At 43.6% G+C, this 13826-nt stretch carries 12 protein-coding genes; 6 read left to right on the plus strand and 6 right to left on the minus strand.

Annotated features, from left to right (window positions below; genetic code table 11):
* Positions 1-2 precede the first annotated feature (2 nt).
* Complete coding sequence (locus R7R78_RS14510) at positions 3-884, minus strand: LysR family transcriptional regulator (protein ID WP_005373905.1); 882 nt, start codon at positions 882-884, stop codon at positions 3-5.
* A gap of 153 nt (positions 885-1037) precedes the next feature.
* The gene (locus tag R7R78_RS14515; protein WP_225473846.1) at positions 1038-2246 is read right to left on the minus strand and encodes an MFS transporter; all 1209 of its coding nucleotides are present in this window, start codon (positions 2244-2246) and stop codon (positions 1038-1040) included.
* A 201-nt stretch (positions 2247-2447) separates the two neighbouring features.
* Here R7R78_RS14515 and soxR point away from each other — a divergent pair, with 201 nt between their 5' ends.
* Positions 2448-2882 (plus strand): redox-sensitive transcriptional activator SoxR, encoded by a 435-nt coding sequence (gene soxR / locus R7R78_RS14520; protein ID WP_005373898.1) that lies wholly within the window; start codon positions 2448-2450, stop codon positions 2880-2882.
* A gap of 9 nt (positions 2883-2891) precedes the next feature.
* On the opposite strand, the gene R7R78_RS14525 is transcribed toward soxR, so the two are convergent.
* Both R7R78_RS14525 and R7R78_RS14530 read right to left on the minus strand, forming a co-directional pair.
* Entirely contained in the window at positions 2892-3287 is a 396-nt protein-coding gene (locus R7R78_RS14525; protein WP_005373896.1) for a DUF2391 family protein, read from the minus strand.
* Positions 3288-3300: 13 nt separating this feature from the next.
* Positions 3301-4146 carry a tetratricopeptide repeat protein gene (locus R7R78_RS14530; protein WP_005373890.1) on the minus strand — a complete coding sequence of 282 codons (846 nt, stop codon included), beginning with the start codon at positions 4144-4146 and terminating at the stop codon, positions 3301-3303.
* A gap of 200 nt (positions 4147-4346) precedes the next feature.
* Here R7R78_RS14530 and R7R78_RS14535 point away from each other — a divergent pair, with 200 nt between their 5' ends.
* Positions 4347-4817 (plus strand): ASCH domain-containing protein, encoded by a 471-nt coding sequence (locus tag R7R78_RS14535; protein WP_005373887.1) that lies wholly within the window; start codon positions 4347-4349, stop codon positions 4815-4817.
* Positions 4818-4871: 54 nt separating this feature from the next.
* Here the strand turns inward: R7R78_RS14535 and R7R78_RS14540 are convergent, their stop codons facing one another.
* Positions 4872-5459, minus strand: coding sequence for a class I SAM-dependent methyltransferase (locus R7R78_RS14540; RefSeq protein WP_225473849.1), 588 nt, complete (start codon positions 5457-5459; stop codon positions 4872-4874).
* A gap of 92 nt (positions 5460-5551) precedes the next feature.
* Positions 5552-7069 (minus strand): phospholipase D family protein, encoded by a 1518-nt coding sequence (locus R7R78_RS14545; protein WP_005373883.1) that lies wholly within the window; start codon positions 7067-7069, stop codon positions 5552-5554.
* Positions 7070-7587: 518 nt separating this feature from the next.
* On the opposite strand from R7R78_RS14545, the gene R7R78_RS14550 reads away from it, so the two are divergent.
* From R7R78_RS14550 to R7R78_RS14565, 4 genes are all read left to right on the plus strand, one after another.
* Entirely contained in the window at positions 7588-8745 is a 1158-nt protein-coding gene (locus tag R7R78_RS14550; protein ID WP_005373881.1) for an efflux RND transporter periplasmic adaptor subunit, read from the plus strand.
* Positions 8746-8758: 13 nt separating this feature from the next.
* Positions 8759-11917: an efflux RND transporter permease subunit gene (locus tag R7R78_RS14555; protein WP_225473851.1), complete on the plus strand. Its 3159-nt coding sequence runs from the start codon at positions 8759-8761 to the stop codon at positions 11915-11917.
* A 324-nt stretch (positions 11918-12241) separates the two neighbouring features.
* Positions 12242-12508, plus strand: a complete 267-nt coding sequence (locus tag R7R78_RS14560) for a hypothetical protein (RefSeq protein WP_005373876.1) — start codon at positions 12242-12244, stop codon at positions 12506-12508.
* A 395-nt stretch (positions 12509-12903) separates the two neighbouring features.
* On the plus strand, positions 12904-13752 hold the full coding sequence (locus R7R78_RS14565; RefSeq protein WP_213972649.1) for a DNAase: 849 nt from the start codon (positions 12904-12906) through the stop codon (positions 13750-13752).
* Positions 13753-13826: the final 74 nt, after the last annotated feature.

The raw sequence follows: 13826 nt of genomic DNA on the forward strand, positions 1-13826 counted from the left end.
CTTTAACCCATCTGTTGTTTTAGGGCGGTGATAAATTGCTTTGTCGCAATGGATTGAGGTGTGTGCTCTGCGAATAAAATAGAGACGGAGAAGGACATATTTGGCTCCAAAGCATGCACGGAAACGGCATTATCTTGGCGATATTGTTTTGCAGTCCAAGGGTCTACAATCGCGAATCCTGCTTCGTTTTTCACCAGTTCAGCCGCCGCGGAGTAGCTGCGGACGGTAATGGCATGTTGATAATGCTCGTCACGCGCTGACAAGGTTTGATGTAACAGCAAGCCCAGAGGGTCTCGGCTATCTAAACCGATAATGGGTAAATCGTGACTGATGAGTTCTTCTAAAGTGACGGTTTTTTCTGTGGGTATCGCTGCGCTTTTAGGGGCAATTAGCGCCAAGTTTTCTTTTAATAACATGTGTCCCATGATCGCTGGTGGCGTTTCTTCACCGAACGCAATGGCGACATCCAGTTCATGTTTCAGTAAACCTGAGCACAGCTCATCGCGATTAGCCGTTGAGAGCTCAAAGGAGATGCCGTGCTCTTTCGACAGCAACGCGACAGTCGGCGCTAACAAGTGTGCGGCCAAAACAGGCGGAGCACCGACTCGTAAATGTTGAGTTCCCTGTTTGACTTTGTTGGTCAGAGAGCGAAATTGTCCGAGTTGTTGATAGACTTTTTCAGCCTCTGGCAATAAGGCTTTGGCTTCTTGAGTTGGAACGAGACGGCCCTTTACACGCTCAAATAAAGCGAAGCTCAGTTGTTGTTCTGTATGGGCGAGAACTCGAGTGACATTAGGTTGGGAAACGTGCAGTAAGCGAGCCGCGCCTGACACCGTTCCTGCTTGCATAATGGCGTAAAAGACTTCTAATTGCCTTAAGTTCACTGCGATTTCCCTCTGCTCATGTTGGTCACCTCAGAATACCCAACCTTGCTGATAAGCGATAGAGGCAAAAGTGCTGGCGTAAAAATAGGAAGACGATGTTGGTTGCCTTCCTATCTCGCTTTTTCAATTTCTCAACTTCTCAATTTCTATGCTTCACTTTGCTGCTGCATGAAGGGGCAGGTCGTTAAACGGCTCGACGTCTCGACTGAGTAATCCCATCAAAATCACTGCTAACACCATGACAGCAGCTGCGATTGCAAAACCGTATTGTGTTAGTTCGTAATGACTCAATATTGCAATCAGGACGTAACTGAGAGATTGAATGGTGGTGGCAAACATGCTGATGCCGCCATCGACGCGACCTCGTTGATGAACCGCTACGGTGTGATGCATCCAGTTGACTCTCGCAATGCGATTTAGCGCGTTAAATACGCCAAACAGCGCCGTAAACAACAAGATGATCTGCGGGCTCATCGTAAAACTCATCCCGATAAGCGCAAAAGAGACCATAACCATCGAAGCGAACATAATGTGGCTATGGGAGGCACGGTTTAGCACTTTGGTGACAATAAAGCCGGTTAGCAACGAGCCGAGGCCAAAACTGATGTTGAACCCTGCAAACCAATCGCCAGAGATGCCTTGTTCAGAAAACCAAATCGGCACCAGTTTGCTCAAATACGTCAATGCAGGATAAGAGAGGCAAGAGAGCAGAATAAAGCCATAAAATCGGGGTTCGAGACGGAATATTTGTTTGCTCTCTTTGAGTTGCGCGATGAAAGCAACGGATTTTGATGCCCTTAATTGTTGAGTATAAGGCGTCAGAATATAGAACATCGCTGCTAACGCAGAGGCGCTGGCCGCAAACAAAGCAAACTCTTTCATGCCCCACACTTCAAGCAAAACAATACCCAACGCGCCAGCTCCGAGGGTCGTGGATTGCATTACAATTTCTTGCTGACCCGAAATTTTCGCATACTCATGGTGCTGATAATTTTCTTGGGTGAAGGCATTGTTGGTCGTCCATGCAAAATTACTCGAAACCCAATACACCAATTGCGCAAAAGCCAGCAACCAGTGTGACTCAAACCCTAACCAATAAGCAATGAACACCACCAAAGCCATACCCGATTGAAACCATTGATTGAGCACGAGTAGTACTTTGCGTGAATGTCGGTCAATTAAAGTGGAAAAGAAAGGCGTTGCTAGAAAAGAAATCGCGGTGCAGATCAGAGAAACTAAAGCTACGAAAGTGCCCATGTTAGGTTCGGAAAGCATGACCCATGGCAGCGCCATCATGAATAAGCCAGAGGAGATACTGTCGAAGAAGCGGCCAGCTAAGTACGGCTGAGTTTTATTTTTCATTATGTTTGCCTCTAACTCCCGATGGATTTCAAAAGGTTGATGTCCAACTGTCTTGTGGTTAACAACCAAGTCGTTCGCGCTGAACACATTATCTTGAGATCGCCGGGGTTTAGCGTTAATTAAGATGGTGCAACTTTAAAACCTCAAGTAAACTTGAGGTAAAGCGTTTTTTTAACAAAATTGATATACAGGGAGTCAAGGATGGAAATCAGCGTAGGAGAAGTGGCAAAACGTTCTGGAGTGAAAGTATCTGCCCTACATTTTTACGAGCAAAAAGGACTGATTTCGAGCTGGAGAAATCAAGGTAATCAGCGTCGCTACCATCGCAGTGTGTTGCGCCGTGTTGCGGTGATCAAAGCAGCGCAGCAAGTTGGGTTGTCGTTAGAAGAAATTAAACATGCGTTAGATGAACTGCCGAAACACCAAGCCCCTAACAAAGCGCAATGGGAAGAAATGGCAAGCCATTGGCATGAACAGTTAGAACAAAAGATTCAAAAACTTAAAGCGTTGCAAAACGATTTAGGAGGATGCATTGGCTGCGGGTGCTTGTCGTTAGAAACCTGCGCACTGCGAAACCCAGAAGATGTATTAGGGAAAGACCACTCGGGGTCGAACTTAACGTTAGAAGAAGAGTAGCGATTATCTCTATTCTTTGTCGAAACTGTCGACTACGATCGCGCCCATCGAAGCAGGCATTGTGATGACGATAACGCGCTTTATCGCAACCAAAGGCTCATTCATGAGTGGCAGCTTATCAAGACAGAAAAGAACTAACGCTACCACAACGGCCGCAATGAGGTACGCGATAACCACACGAAAAATAAAGATGGATACGCGATTCTTGATGTGGCTTTGAAACACGCTTTGATACGCGAAAAAACTGAGGAAAATGACAGAAAGACTTAACAGCATGAGCAAGTTTGCCATTGGTAGGCTCTCACCCAATCGCCACGCTTCCTCCGAAAATGAGATCGGGACTGCTAGGGCAAAAGCGCCAACCAATACTTGGCTAGCGTCTTCTAGATTAAAGTGGCTGCTCATGCTGTTTATTCCATTATTCGCTTGCTAGATGTAAGAGCTTTTCAAAACGCTCATTACCGTGCAGCAATTCGAGGTCTCGTTCTTCGGCAAGTAAATCACGAATGGATGGGCTGTATTCAATTGCGCGTTCCAAGTCTTCAATAGCTTGCTCTTCGATACCAAGGCGAGAGTATGCACACGCGCGTTGATACAGTGCAGGGCCGTTGGTGTAATCGACTTCAAGTACGCGGTTACAAATGCTAAGTGCCCAATGGTATTCGTTGATTTCCATCGCTGCGTCGGCTTTGTACGTCAACGCTTCTAAATCACCTGGACGAATTAACAAGATTTCATCATAGATTTCGATACGTTGCTCTGGAGTTTGAGAGCTTTGTGCACGTAGCCATAAGTTATGGATCTCGTTGATTTTCTCAATTTCTTTGTTGTTTTCACTGATAATGCGAGTTTTGCGTTTTAAATCTCGCTCAAGGGCGACAAACTTTTTCTCGTATTCTTGGGCGATCTTCTCCAATCGTTTATCAGCCATCTCTTTGGTGTTGTGTTTAAACTCACGCAGAGATTGCCATCCGACAAAGGCAATCAGAGATGCGACACCAGCAATGATGTAGAAGAAGTATGTAACGGTCACGTTGGCATAGTTCAACGATTTATCTGCGACCGTTAGCTCGCGATCGGTGATCTCTGTGATCATTCGCTTTTCTAGGCTTTGATAGTCCTGACGCAGCGCTTTTAGTTCATCTAAAATATAGCGTTCCATTAATGGTCTATCTAACAGATCCGATTCTGAATACTTTTCCTCCGATGCCATTGTTGGCAAGGCAAGTATCAGCGAGAAAAAAATACCAATAAATAAGCGCATATAACGTCCTTTCACGAGAAGAGTACAGATAGACCATGCAACAATAGCAAATAGCACAAACGTTTAGCAAAGTTATTACAAAAGAAATAACAGTCGTCTTCGTAGAAGTCATATTCTTGTTGTTTTTCAGTTTGTTCCTGGTGGTTATTTGTTGTGATATCTTTTATGCTCCTTGCGAATTTATGATTAATGGAGTGAGCATGGACGCGCGAGCTAAGGATTACTTAGAACAATTCCTAGAATTATTATCACCAGAACAAAGGGAAGCTGTACCATCAGTCAGTGCTGACTATTATTGTGCCGACGAATACAACGCGAATGTATGCGCAGATTTGGTTCGTATTGGACAGAAAACTGCATCGTGCAGTTTGGAGCTTTGGTATCGAGAACATGGTGAAACCATGCCCCAAGTCGGTCATTTACAAGTAGTGACGAATTGGGATGGGGACCCGGTTTGCGTGATACGAATTACTGACGTAAGTACATGCAAATATGAGGATGTAACCGCAGAGTTTGCCTTCGCAGAAGGCGAAGGTGATAGAACCTTAAACTGGTGGCGTGATGCTCATACTGCATTTTTTAAAGCTGAATGCGATGAGTTGAACATCGATTGGCATGAGAAACGTACGCTGGTTTTAGAGCGTTTTGAAGTGGTGTATCCCGTCAATTAATCTCTGATAGCAGCACTGATTTGAAGTGCTGCTTTCTTTATCGAGAGACCATTTTTAGCGCTTTCGAGCGGTCACACTAAACATGTGCCAATGTTTTTGGCTTCCGACTACAGTGGTCCCGTCTTCATCTCTTTCATGCAATGAAATGAGGTCGTAACCTTCGAATAAGCTTTTCACTTCCTTTTTCGTTAATGCGGTAATGTTTGGATGCATTTCGGAGGTCACCCAGGAGTCTTTCACTCCCAAGAAATCGCCGCAGAAGATACCGCTCGGTTGTAATGCGCTGTCTATTTTTGTCCAGACTTGTTTGAAGCCTTTGTCAGGGCAAAAGAACAAACTGGCATTTGCGATAACCAAGCTGCACTGAGGATAATTAAACTCAGTAAAACAGCACTGCGAAACCGAAAATCGTTTGTTACCTTCAAAGCGTGTTAAACAAGTTTTTACTGCATCTTCATTGCTATCACATGCGTGAACCTTAAATCCCTTTTCGAGGAGAAAGTGGCTGTCTCGACCTATTCCGCAGCCAATATCAAGAGCGACTTTGCCTTCTATCTTAAGTCGATTTACGGCATTTTCCACGCTTGGGCGGTGAGGTTGGCTTAAAATTTTCTGATAGTATTCATTCCATTGCGCTGGCATTGAGCTTCCTTATGTTGGTTGTGCCCCCCAGCCCCAAAACTAGCGTCCATTTTGTTTCGCTTTACTGGGTAGGTTTGCAGTATTGGCAACTGTTATAGCTGATCTTCAATTGGTAATATTCCGGAGAACCAAGCACCCATTTTTCGCCATACTCCTGCTTCTGGTTCGGACTTGTATTCTTCGCCTGTTTTTACGTCGGTCCAGACAATGTCCCCGTCGCGCAGAGTTAAGGCATAGGCGTTACTCGACAGTTGACTCGGCAGTTGTTCTAGAAACATTTGCACATATTCTGGCTGTTCGATAACAACGGCCATTTCGGTATTCAAAGCGGCCGAACGTGGGTCCCAGTTCATCGAACCAACGAAAAGTGTTTTGTTATCAATCGTCATTGCTTTAGCGTGTAAACTTGCTCTGCTACTCCCCGTGAGGCTCCACTTACTTTGGAGTTTCGCGCTCGCTTTTACTTCCCAAAGCTTTATTCCAGCTTCGAGTAATTCTTTTCGATATTTTGCGTACCAACCATGCACGGCAAACACATCGTTAGACGCGAGGCTATTGGTCACAATCGTGATATCAACGCCTCGCTTGGCCGCGTTACTTAATGCTTGAGTACCTACTTCAGTTGGAACGAAATAGGGAGAGATGAGCACAAATGAATCCTCAACACTTTTAACCAGTTCCGACAAATTATCAATAAGTTGGCTCTCTCGGGTTGCGACTTTATCGGGCAGATCAAACCATACTTTCGCTTCTCCCCAGTAGAGCTTGAGTTTGCCTTGTTTTAGATCTTGGTACATATCCAGTTGTGTGAAGTCATAGCGGCCGGTTGAAAACTTTTCCTCTAACCGGAGTTTATTGACCTGCTTTTGAATCGCTTGGTCGGTAATTTGCTGTGAATTCGGTGTAATCCATTCCATTGGTATCGCATAGGCGCTATTCCAGTAGAGGTCGAACTGATCGGCAGTTTGTTGTACCGCCTCACCATAGAGCAGAAGATCAAAATCACCAAACTCAACTTGCGATTCAAAAGAGAAGTATTCATTGCCGATATTTCTACCACCGACAATAGCGGAAACACTGTCTGCAATCAGAGACTTATTGTGCATACGACGATTAAGGCGTTCAAAATCGCTAGCAAGAGCGAACCAACGGGAGTCGCGATACTGATGCGGGTTAAATAAGCGGATTTCTATATTAGGATGTGCATTGAGGGCAGCCATCACATCGTCGTTTCGCTTTTGCATATCGTCAAGCAACAGCCTTACTCGAACACCACGCTTTGCCGCTTCATACAAGCGCCACGTTATTAGCTGACTCGTTTCGTCACCACGGTAAATATAGTATTGAAGATCAAGGCTTTTCTGGGCGGACTCGATCAAAGAGGTTCGAGCAAGAAGGGCATCGTGTCCCTGATTTAACGGTGCAAAGCCAGTTATGGACTTAGGGTCTCTCCCGTAAGCGTCAAAGTACTGCGCAAGAACAGAATCCTTTTGATAACCGAGCTGAAAGCTGGTGGACTTTTCACTGGCGTCATTCAACGATACGGATGAGCATGCCGATAAAAGAGTGAGCAGCGAGGGGAAGAGCAACTTGGCGAGTGTTTGTAACAAAGCACATTTCCTTGTCTTACAGAGTGTTACCTACTCCAAATTATAGACTTAAGCTGACGCCACATGCACCCAGAACCGTTTGATAACGAGCGATTAATCAATGAATTGCCATAGAGCCTGCACTAAGTTCAACTTTTAGAGCGCAGATAATCATTTATTTTAATTATCATTATGGCCGTATTGGTCATAATCACTAATATCTGGTGATTATGACCAATAGCACACTGGATAAAATAATGGTTTTTATATAACCATATGATTTTTAATAAATAAATGCTTGGCATGTCATTTGCTGTTTAGAATACAAGTTAAGTCAGAGCAACTTGCGCAGTTGGTTAATTTTTTGTTAATTTTATTAACTTTGAATTGGCAATAACTATCTAGTTCGCTGCTTAAAAGACTAGGCAAGCGCCGCTTTGATGTTTATTCAAATTCAATTCTCTCACCACCATGCTTACCGGGAGCAATGGACTGAATAAAAGTGTGGTGTTGAAAACAACAATAAAAAAGGATTTTCGATGTTAGCAAAACCCATATTACGTTGGCTTTTACCCTTCGCCGTCGTTGGAGGCTCTTATGCAGGATATGCTGCAATTGCCGCAACTGCGCCGGAAAAAGAGTCAACCAAAGATGCAATTACAGAACCTACTGTTCAGGCTTCTTCTCTTTTTCCTACCGATCACAAAGTGGTGATTACTAGTCACGGTGAATTAGTCCCTTTTGAAAAAACACACCTTTCCGCGCAAGTTAGTGGTGAAGTTACAAGTTGGCACCCGAATTTTGTGACGGGTGGCATCGTAAAACGAGGAGAGGTTCTTTTCACAATTGAAAGTGACAACTATGAAGCGTCGGTTTTACAAGCTGAAGCCGATTTAGCTAGTGCACGCGCAAACTTGATTGAGGAACAAGCGAAAGCCGAAGTGGCAAAGCGTCAGGCAAAGAGACTGAGCGATAAGCAAGTGACGGATCTGTATTTACGCAAGCCTCACGTTTTGAGCGCACAAGCCCAAGTGAAGTCGGCTCAAGCGGCACTCAAACGAGCAAAAAGAGAGTTAGAAAATTGCAAAGTCGTTGCACCTTACGATGCGCTGGTTGTTGAGCGTGATATTGGTGTTGGTCAATTTGTTACATCTGGTTCTCGAGTTGCCACGTTAAACAACATCGAAGTGGCAGAGGTGCACGTACCCATTGCCGGTTTTGATAGTGCATTTTTACCCGAATCCATTGGTGAACTCACTGCGACAGTGACGCAGCAAGGTGTGTTTTCTACCACTAGAGAAGGTCGAGTAGTTCGTGATTTAGGCATGATTGATAGTGCTACCCGAATGATTAACATGGTCATTCAAATCGCGGACCCATACGGTGTCGATAACCAGCAGCCTCCAATTAAATTCGGCTCCTACGTTGAAGTGAGCTTCACTGGTAAGGAACTTAAGCATATCTATCGCTTACCACAGGAATTAGTTAAAAACCGTACCGTGTGGGTGGTGAATGGCGATAATCAACTTCAACCCAGAACTGTCACGGTTTTGAGAGCAGAAGGTGAGTTTTTGCTGGTGGGCGAAGGTTTAGAGCAAAGTGATAAGTTGGTACTGACCTTGCCCGAGTACCCTCAAAAAGGCATGGCGGTACAAATCGCAAAAAAGAGTGACGACTCCGAAACCGTCGTACAGTAAGTAGGAGTTTGTCATGGAAGATACTAAACAAAAGGGCCTGATTGCCTATTTTGCGAATAACCCCGTCGCTGCCAACCTTTTGATGGTGTTCATCATTATCATGGGTGTGGTGAGTTTTCTCTTTATTCAAAGGCAGATGTTTCCGAATATTGAGGTGAACTACATTGATGTTCGTGCTACTTATCCTGGCGCTTCTCCTCAAGAGATAGAAGAGAGTATTCTCGTTAAGGTCGAGGAATCGATTAAAGACGTCACCGGGATTAAAAAAGCAGTCTCAACGGCCTCTAGAGGTAGCGCGTATGTTTCCATCGAGGTAGACGTTAATGCCGATATCAAGCGTGTCTTAGATGATGTAAACCAACGTATTGATACCTTGTCTAACTTACCAGCGGGTATGGAACCAATCAATGTCTACCAAGTTGAATGGCGCCAAGATGTAATCGAAATGGGGTTAGTTGGGGACCGACCGCTCGAGGAGCTTAAACCGATTGCTAAGCAAATCGAAGATGAATTACTTCAGTTAGAAAACGTCATGCTGGTGTATCTGAGTGCGCCAGAAGAAGAAATAGCGATTGAAGTTGACCCACTTGTTCTTCGTAAATACGACCTGACGTTGAGCGATATCAGCAGCGCGATCAGCCGTTACTCAGCCAACTTTTCTGCGGGCGAAGTAAAAACAAACTCAGGGATGATTGCAGTAAGGATTGAAAACCAATACTACCGTGGTGATGAGTTTAGAAATATTCCTGTAAAGCTTGGCGCAAATGGTGCGAAGGTTTTACTGCAAGATATCGCCACGATCAAAGATGGCTTTACGGAAGAAGAGCGCTATTTTGAATACTCAGGGCAAAATGCGATCTACATGTCTGTTGAAGCCACTCGTGATCAGAACATTATCCCTGTTGCACAGTCCGTTCGTAATTATATTGAAGCAAAAAACAAGACATTGCCGCAGGATGTTAAGCTCAAAGTCTTAGTTGATACGACTTATTATTTAAATGGGCGTCTCGACATGATGTTGAAAAACTTGCTGCAAGGCGCTGCATTAGTCGCGATTATGCTGACCATTTTCCTACGTTTCCGCTTGGCTATGTGGGTAATGATTGGGCTACCTGTCTGTTTCCTCGGTGCTGTAATGATGATGCCAGCTTTGGGTATTACAGTGAACATCGTCTCGCTGTTTGCTTTCATCATGGTGCTCGGAATTGTGGTGGATGACGCCATCGTCATGGGAGAAAGTGCGTACAGTGAAATCGAAGAAAAGGGCGGCGGTGTCGAGAACGTGGTACGCGGTGTCAAACGCGTTGCTACGCCAGCGACATTTGGTGTTCTGACAACGATTGCTGTATTCGCACCATTCTTGCTTTCGAGTGGTATTGATAGCGCTTTCTTTTACGGCATTGCTGGTGTCGTGATTCTGTGTTTGATCTTCAGTTTGATTGAATCGAAGCTGATCCTTCCTGCACACCTTGCGCATACTCATTTTAAGCCAGTTAAACCAGGTGGTTGGCGTGACCGATTTAACCAACGTTTTTTTGGTTTTGTAAATGGTCCATATCGGAACTTTGTAACAACATGCACCCATTGGCGCTGGACAGTGTTTGCGGTGTTCTGTGGTTTACTGCTGATCAGCGCGGCTTTGATCAACGCGAATTATGTTCGGGTGATCCCTAACCCTAAAGTGCCGACTGACTATCCTGCGATCACTATTGAAATGAATGATACCGTTTCAAGTGAGCAGACAATCAGTGCACTCAAGACTATTGAACGTGTCATGCAAAAGATCGAATCTGAGACCATTGCAGAACATGGTCAAGGAATGATTCGTGATGTGCTGTCGTACAACAGAAGCCGCACCGAAGGTCGTGTATTAGTACCTCTGGTTGATGAAGAGTTACGCCCGTTCAATACATTTGAACTGGCTCGACGTTGGCGTGAAGCTATGCCTGTTATTCCAGGTATGAAGAGCATCAAAATCCGCGAGCAGAGTGCGGGTGGTGGTGACAGAGATGAGTTTGGTTACTTGTTGTTTGGTTCTAACATCAATGAGCTCAACGAGGCTGGGCGTTACTTGATAGAGCGTTTACAGCAGGAAGAAGGGTTATATGATATTTCATCTTCTATTGATTCTGGAAGCAAAGAAGTACTCCTGTCTCTTGCGCCTGTAGCGTACGATCTCGGTCTGGATCTCACCATGATCGCAGAGCAAGTTGGTGGCAGCTTTTATGGTGGCGAAGCACAGCGCATTATTCGTGATGGTGAAGAAATTAAAGTTATGGTGCGTTACCCGCAATTGACGCGTGAAGCATTCTCATCATTGCGTTACGCTGTGATTACAACACCAGCAGGTAAGAAGGTCATGCTAGGTGATGTGGTGAAGATCAACGAGCAGCCGGGCGTGAGTAGCATTCGACGTGAAGGCGGGTATCAAACCGTTTATGTCTATGGTTCGATAGACGAAGAATTGGTTGAACCTCAAGAAATCGTGAAGGTCATTGACGACAATATCTTACCGGATATGAAGCAAGCGTTCTCGAGTGTGAAAACAGAATTGGGTGGTGATATTGAAGAGCAGGCTGCGCAGCGTAATGAACAGATTTTGTTCTTTATTGCAGGTATGATCATCGTCTACATCTTGTTAGCTGTACCGTTAAAAAGTTATACCCAACCTTTGATTGTAATGTCCGTCATTCCGTTTAGTCTGACGGGGGCGATTTGGGGCCATTTCTGGCTAGGTTTAGACATCAGTATGATGTCGACATTTGGTTTGATCGCCGCTGCTGGCGTGGTTATCAACGACTCTCTGGTTATGACAGATTACGTAAACCAAGTGAGAGAAAGGGGTATGAACATCAAACAAGCGGTTGTTGAGGCGGGTTGTGCTCGTTTTCGAGCTATCACGCTCACCTCAATAACGACGTTTGCGGGTGTATTGCCGATAATGTTTGAAACGAGTTTGCAGGCGCGTTTTGTCATACCGATGGCTGTCGCTTTGGGCTTTGCGGTGTTGTACGCAACGGTTCTGACTTTAGTGTTGGTGCCTTGTTTGTATTTAATGCTTGAAGATATTAAAAATATTTTCAGATCGATTAAGAGGTTTATCCATCGTTTGATTAATCGTTTCAGAAAGTCGCCAGTGACGTCGAGCGTTGAAGCAAGCGTATCGAGTTAACAAGCTTGGTATTAACGATTAGGAGCAGCCTTCGGGCTGCTTTTTTGTTTCCGCATTTTGATTCAAAGCGATTTTTTAGTGGGCAGTTACGTAATTATCTGATGAGAAAACTGCCTGACAAAGCATTTCTAATGTGTATGTTTCTAATGTTTTAAATTCGTATGGTTAATTTGACACTTGGTTAGCGAAATTTACCAGACGAAGATAACGTTGAATATGAGGGTTTGTTTAAGTTGTTGAAAAATAACAAAATAAAAGTTGGCATCGTATGTGCAATATATAAATTGTAATTAAAATTAACTGCTAATCCTCAAGGAGCTTATTATGAAAAGCGTATTTCTATCTACTCTAAGTCTTATTGCTGTAATGTCATCACCAATCGCTGCTGCTAACACTTTAGACAAAGAGGAGTGGAGCTCAGATTTACGTCAGGACTTTTCTGAAATGAAACATGAAGCTATAGCAGATATTCAGCAAATGAACATGGATGCCATTCACGCACGTGATGAGCGTATCGTGAAAAACATTAAAGATGAGCAAGAACAGTTAGTAAAGGTAACGTGCCACAAAGAGAAAGCAAGCAAGTCATAAACGCCGCTAAAAGAGACTAACAGACGAAAATGAATCCAATACGAGTTCGGTGTTAGTTAGCAGTAAGCACTGACCTTGTTGCTCTACTTGCCAGCCTTTTAAGGCTGGCTTTTTTGTTTCTCATTTCATGGGTAGGGATCAGATCCTCAAGCTCATTATCAATAGTTGGCGTGTTTGATGAGCTATTGCTGGATGGAGCGGATGTAACTTTTAAAAGTGTAGATTTCAGTAAAGTGGAGGTGATGTTAGATATTTAAAATTTAGAAAAGATCCGATCTCCTTTTTGACCTTCATAATACCTTAGTATGTGGCTTACCTTTACTTGAATTAGAACTCATATTGCAGGCTCTCGTTTAAAGGTATTGATGCATATTTGAAGAGTAAGAGATAGACATATGAGTTTTATTAAAATGTGTAAAGATGGTTTTAGAGGAAAGCCGGATTTCTCTGACTTATTACATAATGCGTTCCAGATAGATGACTTAGTGCTGTCATTTGAGTGTCCGAACAACATATATGAAGGACATGTATACCAGGATCTTGTTAATTTAGAACAGTTCGATGTTGAATCAAAAATAGAGAGGCATGAAAGGTTTATAAAATTAGCTACGGTATATTTTTTGTTTCAGAAGAAAATATTAAACCCTTTGCTTCCTATTAACAAACTAGGTGGATTATATATTAGGCTACGGGTTAAATCTATTGGAGAAGATATTGATAATATTAGTCAATTGTCCTCATTTTTAGAGAGAGAATATTATGATTTTTATCATGCCCCGGAGCAAAGTGAAGGCTCTATGAGGGGATATCATACAGACTTGATGAAAGAATTGACTAAGCGTGCGAATAAACAATGGGGAGAAATTCCAGAAAGTGAAGACCGAAAAAGAGAAAAAGAAGAATATTTAATTAGAGGTTTCTTAAGTGGTTATCCACCAATAAAGTGTGAGCTAGTTGAAGTTGGAAAAAACAAATACTCAAAATACTCAGAAGGTAATATTAAGTATAAGAGTGAATTACGAAGAGTATACAATTTACCCATAAAAAATGAATTCTACCTGAGCATCGAGTTTTGGTATAAGTACGAATCGATGTTTGCTAAGCAGAAGTTTTTAGATTGGGTGAGAAGTGCTGATGAAACTTTTGAAAAAAAAGTATTGGAATTACTGGACTTGTCTCCGGTAATCGAATCGTATACGACTGGAAAAACAGAGAGATTGAGCAAAGAAACTAACGCAGATTAAGCCCATTTCAGTGGGAAGAAAAAAGCCCGCGAAGAATGCTTTCACGGGCGAAAAAAGGGCACCAAATTGGGTGT

It is taken from the genome of Vibrio sp. 2134-1, from assembly GCF_033339495.1.

Coding starts and splice junctions, on each gene's coding strand:
- R7R78_RS14525 (WP_005373896.1), bottom strand. CDS start 3,287: ATGAGCAGCCACTTTAATCTAGAAGACGCTAGCCAAGTATTGGTTGGC.
- R7R78_RS14565 (WP_213972649.1), top strand. CDS start 12,904: ATGAGTTTTATTAAAATGTGTAAAGATGGTTTTAGAGGAAAGCCGGAT.
- R7R78_RS14560 (WP_005373876.1), top strand. CDS start 12,242: ATGAAAAGCGTATTTCTATCTACTCTAAGTCTTATTGCTGTAATGTCA.
- R7R78_RS14530 (WP_005373890.1), bottom strand. CDS start 4,146: ATGCGCTTATTTATTGGTATTTTTTTCTCGCTGATACTTGCCTTGCCA.
- R7R78_RS14550 (WP_005373881.1), top strand. CDS start 7,588: ATGTTAGCAAAACCCATATTACGTTGGCTTTTACCCTTCGCCGTCGTT.
- R7R78_RS14555 (WP_225473851.1), top strand. CDS start 8,759: ATGGAAGATACTAAACAAAAGGGCCTGATTGCCTATTTTGCGAATAAC.
- R7R78_RS14535 (WP_005373887.1), top strand. CDS start 4,347: ATGGACGCGCGAGCTAAGGATTACTTAGAACAATTCCTAGAATTATTA.
- soxR (WP_005373898.1), top strand. CDS start 2,448: ATGGAAATCAGCGTAGGAGAAGTGGCAAAACGTTCTGGAGTGAAAGTA.
- R7R78_RS14515 (WP_225473846.1), bottom strand. CDS start 2,246: ATGAAAAATAAAACTCAGCCGTACTTAGCTGGCCGCTTCTTCGACAGT.
- R7R78_RS14540 (WP_225473849.1), bottom strand. CDS start 5,459: ATGCCAGCGCAATGGAATGAATACTATCAGAAAATTTTAAGCCAACCT.